The organism is Arthrobacter sp. AG1021, from assembly GCF_003633665.1.
Taxonomy (GTDB): domain Bacteria; phylum Actinomycetota; class Actinomycetes; order Actinomycetales; family Micrococcaceae; genus Glutamicibacter; species Glutamicibacter soli.
This window is the reverse complement of sequence record NZ_RBLB01000007.1, coordinates 184364-207004: the sequence shown is the minus strand read 5'-3', so window position 1 is coordinate 207004 and position 22641 is coordinate 184364. Positions and strand designations below refer to the sequence as shown.

At 62.6% G+C, this 22641-nt stretch carries 18 protein-coding genes; 15 read left to right on the top strand and 3 right to left on the bottom strand.

Translation table 11 applies throughout. From position 1 onward, the window contains the following. Window positions 1-421 precede the first annotated feature (421 nt). The 3 genes from DFO58_RS06415 to DFO58_RS06405 are packed head-to-tail and all read left to right on the top strand — an operon-like array spanning window position 422 to window position 3516. A complete protein-coding gene (locus DFO58_RS06415) occupies window positions 422-1339 on the top strand; it encodes a PIG-L deacetylase family protein (RefSeq protein ID WP_120989747.1) in 918 nt (305 codons plus the stop codon). Continuing rightward, entirely contained in the window at window positions 1340-2236 is an 897-nt protein-coding gene (locus DFO58_RS06410; RefSeq protein WP_120989745.1) for an ATP-grasp domain-containing protein, read from the top strand. Then, window positions 2233-3516 carry a glycosyltransferase family 2 protein gene (locus tag DFO58_RS06405; RefSeq protein ID WP_113606683.1) on the top strand — a complete coding sequence of 428 codons (1284 nt, stop codon included), beginning with the start codon at window positions 2233-2235 and terminating at the stop codon, window positions 3514-3516. Before DFO58_RS06410 ends, DFO58_RS06405 begins: the two co-directional genes overlap by 4 nt. 87 nt (window positions 3517-3603) lie before the next feature. Here the strand turns inward: DFO58_RS06405 and DFO58_RS06400 are convergent, their stop codons facing one another. After that, the gene (locus DFO58_RS06400; RefSeq protein ID WP_053799345.1) at window positions 3604-4086 is read right to left on the bottom strand and encodes an Lrp/AsnC family transcriptional regulator; all 483 of its coding nucleotides are present in this window, start codon (window positions 4084-4086) and stop codon (window positions 3604-3606) included. Between the two features lie 150 nt (window positions 4087-4236). On the opposite strand from DFO58_RS06400, the gene pdhA reads away from it, so the two are divergent. The 11 genes from pdhA to DFO58_RS06345 all read left to right on the top strand — a co-directional run bounded on the left by pdhA (window position 4237) and on the right by DFO58_RS06345 (window position 19979). After that, on the top strand, window positions 4237-5355 hold the full coding sequence (gene pdhA / locus DFO58_RS06395; RefSeq protein ID WP_120989743.1) for a pyruvate dehydrogenase (acetyl-transferring) E1 component subunit alpha: 1119 nt from the start codon (window positions 4237-4239) through the stop codon (window positions 5353-5355). Continuing rightward, the gene (locus DFO58_RS06390) at window positions 5355-6356 is read left to right on the top strand and encodes an alpha-ketoacid dehydrogenase subunit beta (protein WP_113606681.1); all 1002 of its coding nucleotides are present in this window, start codon (window positions 5355-5357) and stop codon (window positions 6354-6356) included. The genes pdhA and DFO58_RS06390 overlap by 1 nt, the downstream gene beginning before the upstream one ends. Beyond that, window positions 6356-7690, top strand: a complete 1335-nt coding sequence (locus tag DFO58_RS06385) for a dihydrolipoamide acetyltransferase family protein (protein ID WP_053797624.1) — start codon at window positions 6356-6358, stop codon at window positions 7688-7690. Before DFO58_RS06390 ends, DFO58_RS06385 begins: the two co-directional genes overlap by 1 nt. A 196-nt stretch (window positions 7691-7886) precedes the next feature. Next, the gene (locus DFO58_RS06380; RefSeq protein WP_047121047.1) at window positions 7887-9533 is read left to right on the top strand and encodes an ABC transporter substrate-binding protein; all 1647 of its coding nucleotides are present in this window, start codon (window positions 7887-7889) and stop codon (window positions 9531-9533) included. Between the two features lie 190 nt (window positions 9534-9723). Continuing rightward, entirely contained in the window at window positions 9724-10650 is a 927-nt protein-coding gene (locus DFO58_RS06375; RefSeq protein ID WP_047121048.1) for an ABC transporter permease, read from the top strand. Continuing rightward, on the top strand, window positions 10643-11653 hold the full coding sequence (locus DFO58_RS06370) for an ABC transporter permease (protein WP_082124092.1): 1011 nt from the start codon (window positions 10643-10645) through the stop codon (window positions 11651-11653). The genes DFO58_RS06375 and DFO58_RS06370 overlap by 8 nt, the downstream gene beginning before the upstream one ends. Before the next feature lie 3 nt (window positions 11654-11656). Then, window positions 11657-13300 (top strand): ABC transporter ATP-binding protein, encoded by a 1644-nt coding sequence (locus tag DFO58_RS06365; protein ID WP_113606679.1) that lies wholly within the window; start codon window positions 11657-11659, stop codon window positions 13298-13300. Between the two features lie 458 nt (window positions 13301-13758). Beyond that, a complete protein-coding gene (locus DFO58_RS06360) occupies window positions 13759-15561 on the top strand; it encodes an ABC transporter family substrate-binding protein (protein ID WP_120989741.1) in 1803 nt (600 codons plus the stop codon). 139 nt (window positions 15562-15700) lie between these two features. Continuing rightward, the gene (locus DFO58_RS06355; protein ID WP_047121051.1) at window positions 15701-17218 is read left to right on the top strand and encodes an ABC transporter permease; all 1518 of its coding nucleotides are present in this window, start codon (window positions 15701-15703) and stop codon (window positions 17216-17218) included. Window positions 17219-17235: 17 nt separating this feature from the next. Further along, window positions 17236-18291 carry an ABC transporter permease gene (locus DFO58_RS06350; protein WP_047121052.1) on the top strand — a complete coding sequence of 352 codons (1056 nt, stop codon included), beginning with the start codon at window positions 17236-17238 and terminating at the stop codon, window positions 18289-18291. Continuing rightward, entirely contained in the window at window positions 18288-19979 is a 1692-nt protein-coding gene (locus tag DFO58_RS06345) for an ABC transporter ATP-binding protein (RefSeq protein ID WP_120989739.1), read from the top strand. The genes DFO58_RS06350 and DFO58_RS06345 overlap by 4 nt, the downstream gene beginning before the upstream one ends. Window positions 19980-20069: 90 nt before the next feature. Here the strand turns inward: DFO58_RS06345 and DFO58_RS06340 are convergent, their stop codons facing one another. Continuing rightward, the gene (locus tag DFO58_RS06340) at window positions 20070-20531 is read right to left on the bottom strand and encodes a GNAT family N-acetyltransferase (RefSeq protein WP_047121054.1); all 462 of its coding nucleotides are present in this window, start codon (window positions 20529-20531) and stop codon (window positions 20070-20072) included. A gap of 67 nt (window positions 20532-20598) precedes the next feature. After that, a complete protein-coding gene (locus DFO58_RS06335) occupies window positions 20599-21219 on the bottom strand; it encodes a TetR/AcrR family transcriptional regulator (protein ID WP_047121055.1) in 621 nt (206 codons plus the stop codon). A 228-nt stretch (window positions 21220-21447) separates the two neighbouring features. On the opposite strand from DFO58_RS06335, the gene DFO58_RS06330 reads away from it, so the two are divergent. After that, on the top strand, window positions 21448-22602 hold the full coding sequence (locus tag DFO58_RS06330; RefSeq protein WP_113606677.1) for an acyl-CoA dehydrogenase family protein: 1155 nt from the start codon (window positions 21448-21450) through the stop codon (window positions 22600-22602). Window positions 22603-22641: the final 39 nt, after the last annotated feature.

Below are 22641 nucleotides of genomic sequence, written 5' to 3'. Positions count from 1 at the left end.
CTGCTAGCTCGGAACTTCTGCGCCAGCGGTGATTTCATGGCCGCGGCCAGGGATTGAAGGCCGGAATTACGGCGCGGAAGGCAGCATCTACGTTCGCCCAACTGCACGTGAAGCCGCAGTTCGAGCGAGTGGGGTGGAGCCTTGAAAGTTCGTGGATTTCGAGTGGGATGCGCGAAATCGTGGAAGAAGTTTTGCCTGGATGCACGAATCAGGTACCTTGAATTTGCAAGTTGCGACGTAAATGTCGAGAACTGCACCAAGTATTGATCTAGGGGAATTATCAATACGCGTACCTTTTCATGAGCAAGAGTCTTTGCGATGGGGATCGTGAAGTCTTAAGTCATTGTTTGTGATTTCCGGGCAAGCAGCTAACTGCTTTTCTGGTTAATTGGTGCGCCGACTTTTTGGGGGAAATCGGCTTATGCCATGGTCATCTGTAATTTCTGCTGCCTTGTGCCTTTCGGCAGCACTCGTCTTCGCGCTTCCAAGCCAGCGCAAGCATCTCAAGCGGCGTTTCCGCCGCGGTTCGCAACTCATCGCGGTACTGGTCGTGGGATCCATAGTCCTGGCCATGGTCAACCTGCTCGTGGCCAGCGGCCCATGGCAGTCGGAGCCTTTGCGCGAAATGGCAATCCAGGTCACCCTGGTCTTCGCCTTCGGCATGGCGATCTTCGCGATCACCAACCAGATCGTGCCCGTCGTTCCGCAATCGCGGCAGCGGGTTGTCTTGGCGATCGGCGCCCATCCCGACGACCTCGAAATTGCCTGCGGTGCCACCCTGGCCAAGCTGGCCGATACGGGACACGAAGTTCACGTGCTGGTGATGAGCAATGGCGCGGTCGGAGGTGACGAAGCCGTTCGCGAAAACGAGGCGATGCGCGGAGCCCGTTTCATGGGAGCCAAGAGCGTGGTCACTCACAGCCTTCCGGATACCAAGCTGTCCGATTCAACGAACGAGATGGTCCAGGCCATTGAAGAACGGGTGACGGTCCTGAATCCCGACCTGATTTTCACGCATTCCGAGCACGACCAGCACCAGGACCACCATGCTGTGCATTTCGCCACCCTCCGTGCGGCCCGCCGGCATTCGTCGATCCTGTGCTTTGAGAGCCCGTCGGTCACCAGGAAGTTCAATCCTGCCGTGTTCATCGACGTAGCCGACTACATCGGCGTCAAGGTCCATGCGGTGGCTCAGCACGCCGACCAGAAGGGCAAGCCCTACATGACCGAAGAGAATCTCAAGGGTATTGCCGCTTTCCGCGGCAACCAGGCCAAAACGAAGTATGCCGAGGGATTCGAGCCAGTGCGCCTGCTCGGTTCCGCGATTGGAGTGTTCTAAATGCGAATCCTGATTACCGGAGCGAACGGACCTGCCGGCCGAGCCCTCGGGGCGCAGCTTGCCTCAAGCGATTTCACCGTCATCGGCGCCGACATGGACAGCACTGCCAATGAGTACTACGCGGCCATCGAGAAGGTCCCGGCGGCCAGCGACCCGTCGATGATCGGCCGCTTGGCCGAGATCATCCGCGAGCACCATATCGACGTGCTGATTCCCACGGTCAGCGACGAGCTTCCCGCCGTGGCGGCGGCTGCCGGCGCCGAGCTGGCTGGATGCACCGTCATGATCGGATCGCCGGAAGCCGTATCCACCGCCCACGACAAGTGGCTGACCATGCAGGTCCTGGCAGCGGCCGGGGTGCCGGTCCCGCGCTCGGCGCTTCCAAGCAGCTTCGAGAACCTGGATGCGGCCTTCGAGGCGCTCGGCCGTCCACTGATCGTCAAGCCGCGAGTCGCCCGGGGCGGCCGCGGAGTCGGCGTGGTGGGGAACCACAGCGATCTGGATTTCTCCGCGCTGGATGATTCATGGGTCCTGCAGGAATTCGCCAGCGGGGAAGAATTCGCGCCGATGGTCTTCAACGGCAACGGCGAGAACGACCTGGCAGTGGTCGTGCGCAAGACCGAGCTCAAGCAGGGAGTTGTGGGCAACGCGGTGTCGACCGAGCGCGTGGCAGCTGATGAAGCCGTGGACGTGCAGCGGATCGCACTGGCCGCGGTGCGCGCGGTGGGCCTGGAATACCAGGCCGACCTCGACATCCGCCGCCTCGCCAACGGCCAGCCGGTGGTGCTGGAAATCAACGCCCGCTTCGGGGCGAACTCCCGGCAGGCTCCCGAGCTGCTGTCCACCGTGCTGCGCGCATCGTCCCGCGCACTAGCAGCCGTCGGGGGCAGGCCATGACCGAATTCCTGAATGGTTTCTTTGACGGGATCACGACGCCCATCGGCATGGTGGTCGTGGGGCTGTTCATGGTCGGCGGCGGGCTGATCCTCGGAATGGGTTTGGTCAAGCTCTGCTTCATTCCCATGTCGCTAGCGTTTGTCGCTCGCGAGCGCCGCCGCGCCAAGAACAACAAGCAGCTGGTCTTCGAATCCCGTCCGCGCGTGAGCATCGTGGTGCCCGGGTACAACGAGGAAGTGGTCATCTCCAACTGCGTGGAGTCAATTCTGCGCAGCAATTACGAGGATTTCGAGGTGATCCTCGTTGACGACGGGTCGACTGACGGCACCGCCAGGATCATGGATGAATGGGCGGCGAAGGACCACCGGGTCTCCAGTATCTCCCAGCCAAATGCGGGAAAGGGCGCAGCGCTCAATCGCGGGTTCGCGGCCAGCGACGGCGAGGTGGTGCTCTTCGTCGATGCCGACGGCGTGTTTGGCGAGGAGACCATCAACGAGATGCTCAAGGGGTTCAACCACCCCAGCATCGGCGCGGTGTGCGGGGACGACCGCCCGGTCAACCTGAATACCGTGCAGACCCGCCTGCTCACCGTCATCTCGCACCTGGGTACCGGCGTCGTGCGCCGCGCCTTGGCGCTCATCGGCTGCCTGCCCATCGTGTCCGGCAATTCCGGTGCGTTCCTGCGCTCCGCCTTGAATGTGGCCGGCAATTTGGATGAGCGGATTATCGGCGAGGACCTCGAACTGACGTGGCGCATCCACAAGGCCGGATACCAGGTGAACTTCGCGCCGCGGGCCCTGGTCTACGCGGAATCTCCGTCAACCCTGCGCGGGTTGTGGAAGCAGCGCGTACGGTGGGCGCGCGGACTGCTGCAAACCATCAAGATCCACAAGTCCATGCACGGCAATCCGCGTTTCGGAGCCTTCGGATTTTTCCTCGTCTTCAACACCTTCAACATGGTCGCCATGCCGGTGATCCAGCTCCTGGTTCTCTTGTCGATCCCGGTGATGTTCCTGCTGGGAAGCAACCCGATTGGCGATGGCGTGTGGGCTTTCCTCGCATGGCTCGGCATTCTTGTCTCGATTGCACTGGCCATCTACGCCATCGCGCTGAATCGCGCGGCGGCGGATCTGCGCCACCTGTGGACGATTCCGCTTTGGCCGATCTACTCAGTCTTGATCGGGCTGACGATGCTCAGCGCACTGTTCAAGGAGATCACCAACAAGCCTGCGAACTGGAACAAACTCGATCGCTCCGGCGTCGTGTCGGTCGGCAGGTAGCCCTCCGGACCTTTATGACGCCTCCCTGCTGCGCCCGCGCGATTGCGCCCGCGCCGCAGGGAGGCTTTGGGCCGTTGCTCATGCAGGTTACTTGCGCGCAGGCCCGTCTGCCAGCGAATGCTCCAGCAACCGCGTGGTGCGGTAGGGGACCAGCTCCGCCATCGACAGCGCCGAATCGGCCCGGTTGACCCCTTCGATATGCAGCAGCTGGCCGTGGACCCGGAAAAGTTCTTCGGCGTCCTTGGCGGCGACCCGGACCAGGATGTCCGCCGAGCCGGTCAGTCCGTGCGCCTCGAGCACTTCCGGGATCTGTTCCAGCTTGGCCGCGATGTCCTCCAAATGGCGTTGGTCCACATGAAGCTCGACGAATGAGAGCAGCCCGTAACCCAGCGACTTCGCGGGGATGCGCCGGTCGAGCGAATCGAGGACCTCGTTCTCCAATCGGGTGATGCGGGTCTGCACGGTATTTCGGCCCAGGCCCAAGGTGGTTGCCACGGCTGAGGCAGTCCGCTTGGCGGCGGTGGACAGGGCAAGCAGGATGCGGCGGTCCGTTTGGTCAAGTAGCTGCATAATGAGCACGTTAGCACCGATACCGGAGGGCGGACAGTGCGTTTTGCCCGAATTCGAATCTGGCCATTGTGCAATCTGCTTTGCGTGAGTAGCATCACATTAAGCCTGAAGTGTGAAACTGCCTCGGGCACCGACTACGCGAGAGTAAGGATGCTGATCGTGTCCACCAAGCACATCGATGTAGCCGCGGAGTGCATACCTACGCACCAGCTGCTGAACGTCGCCGGGGAACGGGTCCCGGACCGAGAACTAGACCATTACGTTGCCAAGTTGACCGAGTCGGACTTGGCGGATTTTCTGCGGGACATGGTTGTCCTGCGGCGGCTGGATCACGAGGCGACCGCCTTGCAGCGCCAGGGCGAACTGGGCCTGTGGGCCCCGCTGCTCGGCCAGGAGGCTGCGCAGATTGGTTCGGTGCGCGCCGCCCGCGATTCCGATTTCATCTTCCCTTCCTACCGCGAGCACGGCGTGGCCTGGGCCCGGGGTGTTAAGGCCGAGGACCTCCTCAGCGTCTGGCGCGGGGCGCAGTCCAGCGGGTGGGACCCCAACGAGGTCAACATTGCCTGCCAGCAGATCGTGATCGGTGCGCAGACCCTGCATGCCGCCGGCTACGGCATGGGCATCAAGTTCGACGGAACCGACGACGTGGCCATCACCTACTTCGGCGACGGCGCCACCAGCCAGGGCGACGTCAGCGAGGCCATGGTCTTCGCCGCCAGCTACCAGGCGCCGGTGCTGTTCTTCTGCCAGAACAACCAGTGGGCCATTTCCGAGCCGGTGGCGCTGCAGAGCCGCACCCAGATCGCCGACCGGGCCCACGGCTTCGGATTGAAGACCTGGCGTGTTGACGGCAACGACATCCTGGCCGTCTACGCCGCGACCCAGGCCGCTTTGGCGCACTGCCGCAACGGGCTGGGCCCGACATTCATCGAAGCCGTCACCTACCGCATGGGTTCGCACACCACCGCCGATGATCCGACGCGCTACCGCAAGGATGAAGAGCTTCAGAAGTGGAAGGCCAAGGACCCGATTGACCGGCTGGTCAAGTACCTGCACGTGATCGGCGCCGATGTCCAGTCCTATGAGCAGCGCGCGCAGAACGCCGCCGACGACCTGGCCGCGCAGCTGCGCGCCGCCATCACCGCGATGCCTGATCCCGTGGTGGGCGAGCTGTTCGACAATGTCTATTCCGAGGCGCACGAGCCCAGCACCCGGGCACGCGAGGGCTACCTCAGCTACCTGTCGGAGTTCGAGGGGGAGGGGCACTGATGGCCACCACCATGCTCAAGGCGCTGAACCAGTCGCTGCGCGATGCGCTGACCGAGGACGAGAAAGTGGTCCTGCTCGGCGAGGACATCGGAACCCTCGGCGGGGTATTCCGCGTCACCGATGGCCTGAAGAAGGACTTCGGCGAGCACCGGGTCGTCGACACCCCGCTGGCCGAATCCGGGATCGTGGGCGCCGCCATCGGCTTGGCCTACCGCGGCTACCGGCCGGTGGTGGAGATCCAATTCGACGGGTTCACCTATCCCGCTTTCGACCAGCTGGTCTCCCAGCTGGCCAAGCTGCACTACCGCTCGCGCGGCCGGGTGAAGATGCCCGTGACAGTGCGCATTCCCTACGGCGGCGGCATCGGTTCGCCCGAGCACCACAGCGAATCCCCGGAAGCCTACTTCGCCCACACCGCCGGGCTGCGTGTTTTCGCGCCGTCCAGCGTGCAGGACGCCTACACAATGCTGCGTCAGGCCATCGCCAGCGATGATCCGGTGATCTATTTCGAGCCCAAGCGCCGCTACCACGAAAAGGCTGAGGTCGAGTTGGCTACGCCGGAGAGCGACTCCTCGCCGAAGGCCAAGGTGCTGCGCGAAGGCGACGACGTCACTGTCGTGGGATACGGCCCGACCACCTACACGCTCATGGACGCGGCGCAGGCGGCGGAAGACGAGGGCGTCGGCCTGGAAGTCATCGACCTGCGCAGCCTGGACCCGCTGGATATCGATACCGTTGCCGAATCGGTGAAGCGCACTGGCAAGCTCGTGGTGGTGCACGAGGCCAGCCGCACCAGCGGGATGGGAGCCGAGATCTGCGCCCAGATCACCGAGAGCTGCTTCGACTACCTGGAGCACGCCCCGCTACGGGTCACGGGCTTCGACGTCCCCTACCCGCCATCCCGGCTTGAAAGCCACCACCTGCCTGATCTCGACAGGGTGATGCATGCGGTCGACACCGTGATGCGCCACCACGAGGCAACCGAAGGAGCTGCCAAGTGATGACCGCCCAAACCTTCAAGCTGCCGGATCTCGGCGAAGGGCTGACCGAGTCCGAGGTGCTGAACTGGAAAATCAAGGTCGGCGAGCACGTCAGCCTGAACCAGATCATTGCCGAAGTGGAAACCGCCAAGGCAGTGGTTGAGCTTCCCTCGCCCTTCGCTGGCATCGTGCAGAAGCTGCATGCCGACGAGGGCCAGGTGGTTCCCGTGGGAGGCCCCTTGGTGACCTTCGACGACAAGCCTGTGGACCTGGACGGCAAGGGCGGTGCACAGCCAGGAGCTGAAGCCCCGGGGGAGAAGGAGGGCGCCGCCGAGCGGACTCCGACGCTGGTGGGCTACGGCGCTCCGGCGGCCAGCGGCAAGCGTCCGGCTCGCCGCGGCCGCGGCAAGACCGTTGCCGCCGACGGTGCTGCTGCAAGTGCTGCCGCGGTGCCCGAAGCGGCGCGAGCCACCGTGGCACGCAGCACGCCCCCGGTCCGCAAGCTTGCCCGAGACCACGGCATCGACATCGCCGAGGTGAGAGGCAGCGGGCCCGATGGCCTGGTGCTGCGCCGGGATATTGAAGCTCTGGTCAGTTCTCCCGCGGCACCCGCTGCAGAACCGCGGCCTGTTGCGGGCGAGCCGGCTGTCGTGGATGGGCAGAGGCGGGTGAAGATCAGCGCCATGCGACGGGCCACCGCGAATGCCATGGTGCAGTCGGCATTCACGGCGCCGCATGCCACCGAGTTCTTGACGGTTGATGTCACGAAGTCGTTGGAACTGATCGACAAGCTCCGCGCCCGCCGCGAATTCAGGGACCTGAAACTGAACATCACGTCGCTGACGGCACTGGTGGTTTCACGCCTGCTGCTGAACTTCCCCAGCGTCAATGCGCGCTGGGACGGCGAGAACGATGAAATTATCCAATTCGCGGACGTGAATCTCGGTATGGCGGTCGCGAGCGACCGCGGACTGCTTGTCCCCGTGCTCAAACAGGCGCAGAATAAGCCACTAACATTGTTGGCCGCTGAATTGACCGAGCTGATCGACCATGCGCGGGCCGGCAGCCTGACGGCGTCCCAGCTGACCGGCGGTACTTTTTCAATCACTAACGTTGGGGTGTTCGGCGTCGATGCCGGTACACCTATTCTGCCTCCGGGGCAGACAGGGATTCTCGCCTTAGGCCAAGTCAAGCCTAGGCCTTGGGAGTACCGAGGAGAAGTAGCACTACGGCATACTTCAACGCTGGCCTTGTCGTTCGACCACCGGGTCGTGGATGGCAAGGAAGCCAGCGAGTTACTTGCCGGTATCGGTGCGGTCCTTGAGGATCCCGGAATGATGAACTTTTTTCTTTGATTACGTCTAGTCTTTGACTTGTAATCATATTATAAGTTTGAGTGACTAAAAGATTATCAAGCACTACTTTCACGATTATTCATTGGTTGTTTCGCAATCTTTGATGTAATCTCATTCACTAAGTGCTATAGCTCACGCTATACCGCACGGCTCCGCGAATTGCGGAAGCAGCAACGAACTGTTGAGGAGAAGAAGGATGCGAATCTCGCACGCATCGAAGGCCGTAGCTCTGTCCGCGGCCCTGGCATTGACCCTGTCGGCATGTGGCGGCGGCTCGTCTGAAACCCCTGAGGGTAACGGCGACGCCCAGGCAGGCGACACTTCATACGTCGTTTCGGCAAACACCACCGAACCGCAGAACGGCCTGCTGCCGGCCAACACCAACGAAGTTGGTGGCGGCCGCGTCATGGATCTGATCTTCACCGGCCTGGTGAGCTACACCGCCGATGGCAAGACCCAGAATGAGCTGGCCGAGTCGATCGAAACCACCGACTCCCAGAACTACACCATCAAGATCAAGTCCGGCCAGACTTTCTCCGATGGCTCGCCAGTGACCGCTGCTTCGTTCGTGGACGCCTGGAACTTCGGCGCCGCTGCAAAGAACGCCCAGCTGAACTCCTACTTCTTCGAGTCCATCAAGGGCTACAAGGAAGTTAGCGCAGAGAACGCCAAGAAGGACACCATGGAGGGCCTGAAGGTCGTGGATGACACCACCTTCACCGTAGAGCTCTCGCAGCCTGAGTCCGACTTCCCGCTGCGACTTGGCTACACCGCTTTCTTCCCGCTTCCTGAAGCAGCGTTCGAGGATCCCAAGGCCTTCGGCGAAAAGCCGGTCGGCAACGGTCCATACACGCTGGCCGAGTGGAACCACGACGTCAACCTGAAGCTGGAAGTCAACGAGAAGTACGACGGTCCACGCAAGGCCCAGAACGGCGGAATCGACTTCAAGGTATACCAGTCGACTGACTCGGCATACCAGGATCTCATTTCCGGCAACTTGGATGTCCTGGATCAGGTTCCGCCAAGCCAGCTGGCGTCGTACCAGAGTGACTTGGGTGACCGTTCGGTCAACTCGCCTTACGCAGGCAACGCGACCATCACCATCCCGGGCTACCTGGATCACTTCAAGCAGGGCGAAGAGGGCAACCTGCGCCGTGCCGCTATCTCGCAGGCTATCGACCGCCAGCTGGTCATCGACAAGGTGTACCAGGGCGGCAAGGTCATCGCCAAGGACTTCACCGCACCGGTAATCGACGGCTACTCCGACAGCATTCCAGGCAGTGAAGTGCTGACTTTCAACGCCGAGGCCGCCAAGAAAGCCTGGGCCGACGCAGATGCCATTTCGAAGTGGGATGCAGATGCAGAATTGTCCATCGGCTACAACGTTGACGGCGCCGGCAACAAGGAATACGTCGAGGCTGTTGTCAACCAGCTGAAGAACAACCTGGGCATCAACGCCGTGGCCAAACCATACAGCTCCTTCAAGGAACTGCGTGAGCAGGTCACCGAGCGCAAGATGACCGGCGGCTTCCGTACCGGCTGGCAGGCCGACTACCCATCGCTGTACAACTTCCTCGGCGCCCTCTACGGCACCGGCGCAGGCTCCAACGATGGCGACTACTCGAACAAGGAGTTCGACGCCAAGCTGAAGGAAGGCTTGGCAGCGACCGATCCTGCTGCAGGTGCCGAGATCTTCAACCAGGCCCAGGAAATCCTGATGAAGGACCTTCCCGCCATCCCGCTGTGGTACCAGGCTGTTCAGGGCGGCTGGAGCGAAAACGTCTCCAACGTCGAATTCGGCTGGAACGGTGTCCCGCTGTACAACGAGATCGCCGGCAAGTAATTACGTTCAGCGTTTAGCCTGATCAAAGGCTCGAATAGCTGGGAACAACGTCAAGGGAGACCCGCAACAACTAGGGTCTCCCTTTGGCGTGTCTGTCCTGCCTCGCAAAAAAGTAACGTCGGATAATCTCCGACGGAAAGAGGAAAATAATGGCCAAGCGCCCTCTGGTGTCTCGAGGTGAGATGCAAGCATGTTAAGTTTTACCCTCAAGCGCATTGCGCAGCTGATTCCGGTATTCATCGGAGCTACGTTGCTGGTGTACTTCCTGGTTTTTGCGACCCCGGGTGACCCGATCGCGGCACTATCCGGTGGCAAGCCGATGACGCCTGCGACCGAAGCAGCGCTTCGCGCACAATACAATCTTGACCAGCCATTCTGGATCCAGTACGGGCTCTACCTGAAGAATCTGGTGACCTTCGATCTCGGCATGTCCTTCTCTGGCCAGCCTGTGGCCGACCTGCTTGGACGGGCTTTCCCAGTGACCGCCCGTTTGGCGATCCTGGCATTGTTGATCGAAGGCGTTTTCGGCATCATCTTCGGCGTGATCGCCGGTATGCGCAAGGGCAAGTTCTTTGATTCGACCATTCTGGTTGCATCGCTGATCGTCATCGCGGTTCCGACCTTCGTGCTCGGCTTCGTGCTGCAGTTCGTGATCGGTGTGAAGCTTGAATGGGCCAAACCCACTGTCTCCGGTGCCGGCACGTGGAGCGAGCTGATTCTCCCCGCCATGGTTCTGGGCTTGGTTTCGCTGGCCTACGTGATCCGCTTGACCCGTACCTCCGTGATCGAGAACAAGAGCGCGGACTATGTGCGTACCGCTACGGCCAAGGGATTGAGCCGCAACCGTGTGGTGCGTGTCCACGTCCTGCGCAACTCGCTGATTCCCGTGGTGACCTTCCTTGGTGCCGACCTCGGATCGCTCATGGGCGGCGCCATTGTGACCGAGGGTATCTTCAACGTCCCCGGTGTCGGAAACCTTTTGTACCGAGCGATCCTCAAGGGCGAGACGCCCACCGTCGTCGCCGTGGTCGGTGTCCTGGTGATCGTGTTCGTGATCGCCAACTTGATCGTGGATATGCTGTACGCCCTGCTTGACCCTAGGATCCGTTATGCCTGAGAACCAGAACTTCAATTCCGAGGCCGGCCTGCCCGTCAACCGCCGAGCTGGCAAGGTCTCCAAGTACAAGATCGAGCACTATGTGGCTCCGTTGGACGAGACACCTCTGCAGGCAGTCGACTCCGTCAAGGAGACGGGCAAGCCGCTGTCCATGTGGGCCGAGGCCTGGCGCTCGCTGCGCAAGCAGCCTTTGTTCATCATTTCCGCAATCCTGATTCTCGCTGTCATCATCGTTGCCGCGTTCCCTCAGTGGTTCACGTCGCAAGACCCCACGTATTGCGCGCTGGAAAATTCGAACGAGCCGGGGCGTGAAGGCCACATCATGGGCTTCAACCTCCAAGGTTGCGACATCTACTCCCGCGTCATCTACGGCACGCGTGCTTCCCTCCTAGTCGGCATCTTCACGACCTTGATCGTAATTATCGTTGGCGGCACCATCGGTGCGCTGGCAGGCTTCTACGGAGGCTGGATCGACACCATCCTGGCTCGCTTGGGCGACATTTTCTTCGCCCTGCCGCTGATCCTCGGTGCAATCATCGTCATGCAGCTGCCTGCCTTCCGAGACAACAAGAGCGTCTGGACGGTGATCATCACGTTGGCCATCTTCGGCTGGCCGCAGCTGGCCCGCATCACCCGCGGTGCCGTCATCGAGGCGCGCAATGCGGACTTCGTCAAGGCTTCGCGCTCGCTGGGCCTGTCCAAGTTCAAGTCGTTGGTCAAGCACGTGCTGCCGAACTCGATCGCCCCGATCATCGTGGTTGCGACCGTGAATCTCGGTGTATACATCGTTGCCGAGGCAACCTTGTCCTTCCTGGGCGTTGGCTTGCCGCCGGATATCATGAGCTGGGGCAACGACATTGCCACCGCCCAGACCCAGCTTCGCAGCAATCCGATGATGCTGATGTGGCCAGCACTGTTCCTTTCAGTAACTGTCTTGAGCTTCATCATGCTCGGCGATGCAGTGCGCGACGCACTGGATCCCAAGGCCCGGAAGGGAGCCTAGCCCGTGAGCGAGAACGCAACTCCCAAGCCGCTGCTTGAAGTCAAGGATCTGGCGATCACCTTCTCCACTCCTGACGGACCGGTGCACGCGGTGCGCGACGCCAACTTCACCGTGATGCCCGGCGAAACCGTGGCCATCGTGGGCGAGTCCGGATCCGGCAAGTCGACGTCGGCACTGGCCGCCATCGGCCTGCTGGCCGGCAACGGCCGTGTGTCCGCAGGACAGATCCTGTTCGATGGCGAAGATATTGCCAACGCCAGCGAAAAGCGATTCGTTGAGCTGCGCGGCAACCACATCGGCATGGTTCCGCAGGACCCGATGTCGAACCTCAACCCGGTATGGAAGATCGGATTCCAGGTCAAGGAAACCCTGAAGGCCAACGGCTTGGCGGGGGACAATCCCAAGAAGCGTGTGGCCCAGGTGCTGGCCGACGCAGGCCTGCCCAACCCGGAGGCCCGCGCCAACCAGTACCCGCACGAGTTCTCCGGCGGCATGCGCCAGCGCGCGCTGATCGCCATCGGCCTCGCCTGCCGTCCTCGCCTGCTGATTGCCGACGAGCCGACCAGTGCGCTGGACGTGACGGTGCAGCAGCAGATCCTGGATCACTTGGATACCATGACGAGCGAGCTGGGCACCGCCGTGCTGCTGATCACCCACGACCTGGGCCTGGCCGCAGAGCGTGCCGAGAAGGTCGTCGTGATGTACAAGGGCCGCGTGGTCGAGTACGGGCCGGCGCTGGAGATCCTGCGCAACCCGAAGCACCCGTACACCCAGCGCCTGATCAACTCGGCTCCATCGCTCTCCGCTGCACGCGGCGACAAGCATGAGGCCATTGTCGAGGAGACCTCCCCGGCCAAGGCCGAGCCGCTGCTGTCCGTCAGCAACCTGACCAAGGTCTTCGACATCCGCAAGGGTTTCGGCAAGAAGGAAAAGTTCACCGCGGTGGACAACGTCTCCTTCGAGATTCCGAAGGGCACCACGACTGCAGTTGTGGGCGAATCGGGCTCCGGCAAGTCGACCATTGCGCAGATGGTGCTGAACCTGCTGGATTCGACCAGCGGCGAGATCACCTTCGACGGCCAGCAGATCGGCAACCTGAGCGAGAAGCAGCTGTTCAAGTACCGCCGCCGCGTCCAGCCGATCTTCCAGGATCCGTACGGCTCCCTGGATCCGATGTACTCGATCTACCGCACGATCGAGGAGCCGCTGCGCATCCACGGCATCGGCAACTCGGCCTCGCGCCAGAAGAAGGTCAAGGAGCTGCTTGACCAGGTCTCCATGCCTGCGGCAACCATGCACCGCTTCCCGAACGAGCTCTCCGGCGGCCAGCGACAGCGCATCGCGATTGCGCGTGCACTGGCCCTGCAGCCGGAAATGATCGTCTGCGACGAGGCGGTTTCCGCGCTGGACGTCCTGGTCCAGGCCCAGGTGCTGGAGCTCCTTGATGAGCTGCAGCGCGACATGGGGCTGACCTACCTGTTCATTACCCACGACCTTGCGGTCGTGCGCCAGATCGCGGACAACGTCTGCGTGATGGAACGTGGAAAGATCGTCGAGCAGGGTTCTGTCGACGATATTTTCGACGCGCCGAAGAGCGATTACACCCGTAATCTGCTGGCAGCCATCCCGGGGGCAACCCTGATCTAGCCGACGCTGAGCACGCCGAAAAGAACGCCGCAACCGATACCGGTTGCGGCGTTCTTTTCAGTTTTGATGACATGCCTGCCTGTCTTGATGACGTGCGAGGACATCGATATTCAAGATTTGCTTGAGATTATTACGGGAATCATCCGGCGTTACCAAACTGTTATAAACGACTCCAGGGCAAGACTTGGACTCAGCTATGCATCTGGTTGATTTTTCCCAATCTGAAAGAAACCCTTGAAATCTTGCGGATGTGAGGCAACTCGCATTAACTCGCCGGTAACATGCGAAATCCTGCATTAACTTTTCGTGGCCTTCCCGTGACTATCTGAAGCGAGTCTTTCTATATCCAAGACCGGAAATTCCCGTTAGTCTATTGCTCATTGGATCGGGTGTGACTTGATCCACACTGATTCGGAAGTTTCAGAACTCGTATCAATCGAAGATCTCAAGGAGGCGAAATGCGGTTCCAACGCGTTTCGAAGGCAGTCGTCGTAGGCGCAGCGATGGCACTGGCGCTGTCTGCATGTGCCCCAGGCGGAAGCGAAACCAGCCCATCGGCCAGCGAATCCGCAAGCGGGGGCAACGCCGGCGCAGAGGCGACCACTACCGGTCTGGCGGACCTGGGCGACATCACGACCAAGGATGGAGCCATCAAGGTTTCCATCGGCGCCCCTGAATTCATCAGCTACAACGGCAACACGCCTCAGACCTACTCCACCTACAACTCCGGCATTACCGACCGGATGTTCGCGAGCTTCGTCTACTTCGGTACCGACGGGAAGATCTACCCGAACGAGGACCTGGGAAGCTTCGAGAAGATCAGCGACGACCCGCTGACCATCAAGTACACCATCGCAGACAACGCCAAGTGGTCCGATGGCACCGACATCACCACCGCCGACGCGGTACTCGCGTGGGCTACTCAGAACCTGAACCTGAATTCGGGATCAAAGGACAAGCCGCTGTTCAACTCGGTCTCCACCGACCTCGGCGATACCGTCCCGAAGGGCCCCCAGGGCGATCCTGCGGGCAAGGAGTTCACCGTTGAGTTCAAGGCCCCGGATCCGGATTGGCAGATCCAGACCTGGATGCTGCACCCGGCCCACGTCGTGGCCAAGAAGGGCGGCCTGAGCACCGAAGAGTTCGTCGCTGCCGTTCGCGATGGCGACTCCAAGAAGCTTGAGAAGGCCGCAAAGTTCTGGAACGAAGGCTGGACCACCAAGCCGGGCACCCTTCCAGACGAAGCAGACATGCCGGTATCAGGCCCATACAAGCTCAGCTCTTGGAAGGCCGGCGAGTCCGTCACCCTGACCGCCAATGAGAACTACTACGGCACCCCGGCGGCAACCAAGGAACTGAACTTCCGCTTCCTTGCCGATTCCGGCATGGTCCAAGCACTGCAGAACAAGGACCTCGACGTTATCGGCCCACAGCCGACCGTCGATACCCTGGAACAGCTCAAGGGGCTGGGCAGCGCCGTCAACATCCAGCAAGGCGACACCCTGACCTGGGAGCACCTGGACTTCAACTTCGTCAAGGGCAACACGATGACCAATCTGGAGCTGCGCAAGGCCTTCGCCATGTGCGTTCCGCGCCAGGAAATCGTCGACAACCTGATCAAGCCGCTGAACCCTGAGGCTCAGGTCATGAATCTGCGCGAAGTCTTCCCGTTCCAGGAGAACTACGCGGACACCGTGGCAGCAGCCTATGACGGACGCTACGACCAGGTCGACATCGAGGGTGCCAAGAAGATCCTCGAGGAACAGGACGCAGTCGGCACCAAGGTGCGCATCGGCTACTCGGCGCCGAACGAACGCCGCACCAACGAGGTCGCGCAGATCAAGTCCTCGTGCGACAAGGCGGGCTTCGAGATCGTGGATGCAGGCGACCCGAAGTTCTTCGCACCGGGCGGAACCCAGGAGCGCGGCGACTACGAGGTAGCACTGTTCGCGTGGGCCGGTTCGGGCCAGATCACATCCGGCCAGAACATCTACGCGACAGGCAAGCCGCAGAACTACGGCAAGTACTCGAATGCTGAGGTCGACGCCGCGTGGGAGACCCTGGCCACCTCGCTGGACCCGGCAGTCCACGCGGAGCAGACCAAGAAGATCGAGAAGCTGCTGTGGGATGACCTGTTCGGCATCCCGATGTTCGCCCACCCGGGTCTGAGCGCCTCGGGCGCAGACATCCAGAATGTCCGCCACACGGCAACCCAGAACGGCATCGTCTGGAACGCCGAGCAGTGGATGCGTGCTGAGTAGGCCTTCGGCCTGAACAAACGCATACACCAGCTGTGAGCGCCCGCGGGGCCCGATCATCATCGGGCCCCGCGTCGTGTCCGGCTCCAACATCGCGGAGGCGGGAGCGCCACAAGGCGAGAAGAAAGAGGACGTTAGTACCGTGTTGAAATTCATCCTGAAGAGACTGGGGTCGGCCGCCGGCGTGCTGTTAGCCGCATCGCTGTTGCTCTATATCCTGGTCATTAATTCCGGCGACCCGCTCGGCGATCTGCGTGAAAGCAACGCGGAAAACCGCGAGTACCTGATGCAGCAGCGCACCGAATACATGAACCTGGAACAGCCCTGGTACCTGCGGTACCTGACCTGGCTGACCGGTGTTTCCAAGTGCTTCGTGGGCGCCTGCGACCTGGGCCGCAATATCAACGGCATCGAGGTCACGGACCTGCTGGCCAACGCCGCATCATCAACCCTGCGACTGGTGCTGCTGGCAACAGTCATCGCAGCCATCCTGGGCATCGCCATCGGCGTGCTGACCGCCGTGCGCCAGTACTCGGGTCTCGACTACCTCGTCACCTTCCTGACCTTCCTGTTCTTCTCGCTGCCGGTGTTCTGGGCCGCGGTGCTGCTCAAGGAATACATGGCCATCGGCTACAACAACTGGCTGGAGAACCCCCAGATCTCACTGGGCACCAGCATCCTGATCGGCGTGGTCGCAGGTCTGGTCCTGCAGATGCTGCTAGCCGGTTCGCTCAAGCGCCGCGGCATCACCTTCCTGGCCACTGCCATCTTCGTGCCGCTGCTGCTGCAGTACAGCGTGTGGCTGAACTTCTACCGTTTCCCGCAGATGGGACCGGCAGTCATCATCGTGCTGACCGTGCTGCTGGCGCTGTCCGCCACCGCCATGAGCGTCGGGCTCAAGGAAAAGCGCGTGCTGTACCCGGCCTTGATCACCGCGGTGCTAGTGCTGGGCATGTACTACGCGACCTTCTGGCTCCTGGCGGAACCGAACGGATGGCTGCTGCTGGGCGGTGCCATCCTGGCCGTGGTCATTCCGGGCCTGATCGGCAAGCTCATGGGGGGCCGCCTGTCCAAGGCCGCCATGGGCGTTTCGGTGACCGTCGGCCTGGTCGGCGCCGGCCTGACCGTGCTGGACCACATCTTCCGCGCGTGGCCTGGCTTCCTGGACCTCAAGGGACGCCCCATCGCAACCATCGGTTCCTCCACCGCGAACCTTGAAGGCGGCTTCTGGGACCATTTCCTGGACAACGCCACCCAGCTGCTGCTGCCAACCATCGTGCTGGCCATCATCTCGCTGGCAAGCTACTCGCGCTACACCCGCTCATCGATGCTGGAAGTGCAGCAGCAGGACTACATCCGCACCGCACGCTCCAAAGGCTTGAGCGAACGCACCGTGATCTTCCGCCATGCATTCCGCAACGCGCTGATCCCGATCGCCACCATCGCGGCCTTCGACTTCGCCGGCCTGATCGGCGGCGCTGTGGTAACCGAGACGGTGTTCGGCTGGAAGGGCATGGGAGACCTGTTCAATACCGGGCTGCATGCGGTGGACCCCGCACCGGTCATGGCATTCTTCCTGGTCACCGGCACCGCAGCGGTGCTGTTCAACCTCCTGGCAGACATTGTGTACGCGATTCTCGATCCGCGGATCCGGGTCTAGGAAACTAAGGACATTCGATGAGTAACACAAACGACAAGATGCCAGGGAACCTGACATCCATTGCAGAGGTCGAAGACGCCAAACTCGCTGTCTCGACCGAAACTTCCAAGAGTCAGTCGCGGATCGTCCTGGAACGCTTCCTGCGCCACAAGCCGGCCATGATTTCCGCGATCGTCCTCGTGCTGATCACTTTGCTGGCATTCACCTCGATCGGCTACGGGCCGATTCCCGGCTGGTGGAAACAGAGCTACCTCGACGCCGGCGCCGTGGTCAACGGCGGCAAGCCCACCTTGTCGCTGCTGCCCACCTGGCTCGGCGGCTCGGGCATCCAGATCGGCGAGCACCCCTTCGGCCAGGACTCCATCGGCAAGGACTACTTCGCCCTGGTCATGAACGGGACGCAGAAGTCCATCATCATCGGCGTGGTCGTCGGGCTGGTGGCCACCGCGATCGGCGCAGTCGTCGGCGCGCTGGCCGGATATTTCCGCGGCTGGATCGACGAGGCGCTGATGCGCATCACCGACCTGTTCATCGTCATCCCGCTGCTGGTGCTGGCCGCGGTCTTGGGCCAGATCGCCGGGCGCGGATCCAGCTCGATCATCCTGCTGGCGCTCATGCTGGGACTGGTGTCCTGGACCGGCATGGCGCGCCTGGTGCGCGGCGACATCCTGTCGCTGCGTGAACGCGAATTCGTCTCCGCGGCCCAGGCCATGGGCTCCAAGACCTCGCGGGTGATTTTCAAGCACCTGCTGCCCAACACCATCGGCGTGATCGTGGTGAACTCGACCTTCCTGATCGCCGGGGCGATCCTGCTGGAATCCTCGCTGTCCTTCCTGGGCTTCGGGGTCCAGCCTCCGGAATCCTCGCTGGGCCTGCTGATCAGCCAGTACCAGAACGCGTTCACCACCCGACCGTGGCTGTTCTGGTGGCCGGGCATGACCATCGTGGCCATCGCCCTGTCGGTGAACTTCCTGGGCGACGGCCTGCGAGATGCCTTCGACCCACGCCACAGTGGCAAGCGCCGCCGCCGCGCGGGCCTGTTTGCCATGCCAACCCGCAAGGAGAAGCCATGAGCCACGCCGCACCAACCAATGACTCTGCCGGGGGCTACGCGCTGAGCTTCAACAACCTGCAGGTGACGTTCGAGACCGCGGGCCCCGACGTGCACGCGGTCAAGGGGCTGTCGCTGGCAGTGAAGCCCGGCGAAGTGGTCGCGCTGGTCGGCGAGTCCGGCTCCGGCAAGTCGGTGACCTCCACCGCCGCCATGGGCCTTCTGCCTGAGAACGCTAACGTCTCGGGCGTGGCCAAGGTGGGCAACGTGAACGTGGTGGGCCTGGAAGCCGGGAAGATGCGCAAGATGCGCGCCACCGACATCGCCATGGTCTTCCAGGAGCCGATGACCGCGCTGAATCCGGTGCTGACCATCGAGCGCCAGCTGACCGAGGCGCTGGAACTGCACGGCATCGCCTACGGCAAGGAAGCCACCGCCCGCGCCGTGGAGCTGCTGACCCTGGTCGGCATTCCCGACCCGGCCAAGCGCATCAAGCAGTACCCGCACCAGTTCTCCGGCGGCCAGCGCCAGCGCATCGTGATTGCCATGGCGATCTCCTGCGACCCGAAGGTCATCATCGCCGACGAGCCGACCACCGCGCTGGACGTGACGGTGCAGGCCGAGATCCTCGACCTCTTGCGTGAGCTCAAGGACCGGCTGAACACCGGCATCCTGCTGATCACCCACAACATGGGTGTAGTGGCGGACATGGCGGACCAGGTGGCCGTGATGTTCCAGGGCAATCTGGTGGAGACCGGCACCGTGGAGCAGGTGATGCTGCATCCGCAGCACGAGTACACCCAGCGCCTGCTGTCGGCGGTGCCGAAGCTTTTGCCGGTGGTGATCGACGCGAACGCCGCCCACGCCGAGCAGACCGCCTCCGCGGGCCGCGAGCTGGTGCTTGAAGCCAAGGACCTGGTGCTGGAGTACGACATGCGCGGCACCAAGTTCAGGGCCGTTCAGGGCGTGAGCTTCGACGTGGCCAAGGGCGAGGTGCTGGGCATCGTGGGCGAGTCCGGATCCGGCAAATCGACCATCGCCAAGGCGGTGATCGGCCTGCTTCCGGTCGCCGAAGGCACGCTCTCGGTGCAGGGGCACAACCTGCCCAAGCTGTCGCCGCGCGAAGCGCGCAAGGTGCGCAAGTCGATCGGCGTGATCTTCCAGGATCCCGCCGCCTCGCTGAACCCGAGGTTCCCGATCGGCGAATGCATCACCGAGCCGATGGTGGTGCACAAGGAGGGCACCAAGGCTAGCCGCATCCAGCGCGCCATGGAGCTGCTGGACGCGGTGAAGCTGCCGCGCAGCGTGGTCAACCGCTATCCGCACGAGCTCTCCGGCGGCCAGCGCCAGCGTGTGTGCATCGCCCGCGCGTTGACGATGAACCCGGAACTGCTGATTGCCGACGAGCCCACCAGCGCGCTGGATGTCTCGGTGCAGGCGGTGGTGCTGGAAATGCTCCAGGACCTGCAGCGGGACTTCAACTTCGCCTGCCTGTTCGTCAGCCACGACCTGGCAGTGGTGGACATGCTCGCCGACTACGTGGTGGTCATGCAGTCAGGCCGTGCGGTGGAGCAGGGCAAGGTCAAGACCGTGCTGCACGCCCCGCAGCACGACTACACCCGTCGCCTGCTGGCGGCCGCTCCGGTGCCGGATCCTCATGAGCAGGCGGTCCGCCGCGAGGCCTGGCGGACGCTGAACGCCACCAGGTAGCGCCGGCCGGGGCGCGGTGATTCGCCCCGACAACGCACTGAGCCGGTTCCCGCAAAGGGAACCGGCTCAGTGCATCAATGCTTGGCGCCGCTAGTCCAGCTGCATGACGTTCTCGGTGACGACTTCTGCGCGGGCGTTGGAGAAGATCTGCTCGGTGCCCACGGTCTTGAAGCCGCGGCGCTCAAGGACCTTGATGGAGCCGAGGTTGTCCTGCACCACGTGGGCCATCAACGGGCGCTTGGTGAACTCGGCCAGGAACGCATCCACCGCGCTGGTGGTGATGCCCTTGCCCCAGAACTTGGTGGAGGTCCAGAAGTTGATCTCGGGGGCTTCGCCGTCGAAGACCAGGATCGAGCCGGCGACTTCGCCTTCGTGCTCGATGGTGCGCACCAGCACCGTGGGATCGTTCAGGATCTGGTTCCAGTGGTGGTCGAACACCGAACGATCAGCAGGGTTGCGCGCCTGGTAAGCGGCCATCAGATTCGCTTCTGGTTCCTGCTGGTGAGCGAAGAATGCGTCCAAGTCGGAAGCGCGGACCTCACGTAGCTGCACGGCAAAGGCCTTTCGATCGGGTGGGAAGCGTGCCGGTTGGCAGGCTTCAAAGAGCAAGGGCTTAGAACTAGGTTACCGGTGAAGTCAGTGCCGCAAGCGCCATATTAGACAGCAGCGGCTTTAATCCCGACTTTTTGGTGCGCGGATTGTGCGCCGAATGCGCGGTGGAGTTCAGCAGGCCGAACACCGCGTGCGCGCGGAAGCGGTGCGACTGCGCCGAGTCCCTGGGATGCAGTTTGGCCAGCTGCGCGGTCCACAGCGCGATATAGGAGTTCTGCAGCTTGCGCACCAGCGCCAGCTCGGCCTTGGGCAGCGATTTCAGGTCCCGGTCCTGCACCTGCAGGATGTCGGGGCGCGAGAGCGAAAAATCGGTGTGGAAATCCACCAGCCGGGAGAGCACCTCGATCGGCTCGCCACCGGCCTCGGCCGCGGCCTGCCCGCCGTCGTGGATGTCCTTGGACATGTCCACCAGCAGGGCGATGAGCACCGCCTGCTTGCCGGCGAAGTGGCGGTAGACCGCCGGGCCCGAGATGCCGCACGCGGCGCCCAGGTCTTCCAGCGACACCCCGGCGTAGCCGTGCTGGGCGAACAGGCGGGTTGCCTCGCGCAGCAGCGCCTCTCGGCGTTCGGCCTTGGCGCGCTCGCGGTCCGTTGGCTCATGCAGCGGCTGGTACCTTGCCACAGGCATCATCTCCTTGCGAATGCCGACCCCGACTATGGACAACTGTGATGCCTGCCACTAGTGTCAAAAATGTGGCTGATACTAAAAAATATCGGCGATCAGTTAACGAATATTAACCATACGCGCCTTGGGTGTGAGCGGCCAAGTAATGCTGGCCTCAGGGCGACACGACCCGTCATCCGGTGCCGGCACACCGCGCAGCTGGATGGGGAACCCCGATGGAGAGAGAGCCCCATGCTTGATCTGGAACTCGATGAGCAATACCAGGACCTGGTAAACCTCGTTCGCGACTTCGCCCAACAGGTCGTGGCCCCGCAGAGCGCGGCCAACGACGCCAACAAGACCTTCCCCTATGACATCGTGAAGCAGATGGGTGAACTGGGCTTGTTCGGGCTGCCGATCTCCGAGGAATACGGCGGCTCGGGCGGGGACTACTTCCACCTGGCCCTCGCGCTGGAGGAACTGGGCAAGGTGGACCAGTCGGTGGCCATCACCCTGGAAGCCGGGGTGTCGCTGGGCGCCATGCCGCTGTACCGCTTCGGCAGCCAGGAGCAGAAGCTGACCTGGCTTCCGGAACTGGCGGCCGGGGAAAAGCTGGCCGGCTTCGGGCTGACCGAGCCCGGGGCAGGATCCGACGCCTCGGCAGCGCTGACCCGCGCCCGACTCGAGGGCGGCGAATGGGTGATCGACGGGGGCAAGGAATTCATCACGAACTCCGGCACGGATATCACCTCCCTGGTCACGGTCACCGCGGTGACCGGCATGGACGAATCCACCGGAGAGAAGCAGATCTCGGCTATTATCGTCCCCTCGGGCACCCAGGGGTTCACCGTCGCCCCCGCCTATGACAAGGTCGGCTGGAGGGCCAGCGACACCCATGCGCTGCACTTCGACGGCGCCCGGGTGCCGCAGGAGAACCTGCTCGGCGAGCAGGGGCGCGGCTATTCCTACTTCCTGGAGATCCTCGACGAGGGGCGCATCGCCATCGCCGCCCTGGCCACGGGCGCAGCCCAGGGATGCCTGGACGAGGCGGTGGCCTATGCCAAGACCCGCACGACCTTCGGCACCCCGATCGGCAAGAACCAGGGAATCTCCTTCATGCTGGCCCGCATGGCGACCCGCGTGCATTTGGCGCGCCTGGCCTACTACGCGGCGGCGGCGAAGATGCTGGCGGGCAAGGACTTCAAGGTGGAGGCCGCGCACGCCAAGCTGGTGGGCAGCGAGGCGGCCATGGACAACGCCCGGGACGCCACCCAGATTTTCGGCGGCTACGGTTTCATGAACGAATCCCTGGTGGCCAGGCACTACCGGGACTCCAAGATCCTTGAAATCGGGGAGGGAACCACCCAGGTGCAGCAGCTGCTGATTGCCCGCAGCCTGGGGCTGTGAGCGCCGGCGCGGAGGCGGCGCTCTTTGGGACCTCACAGT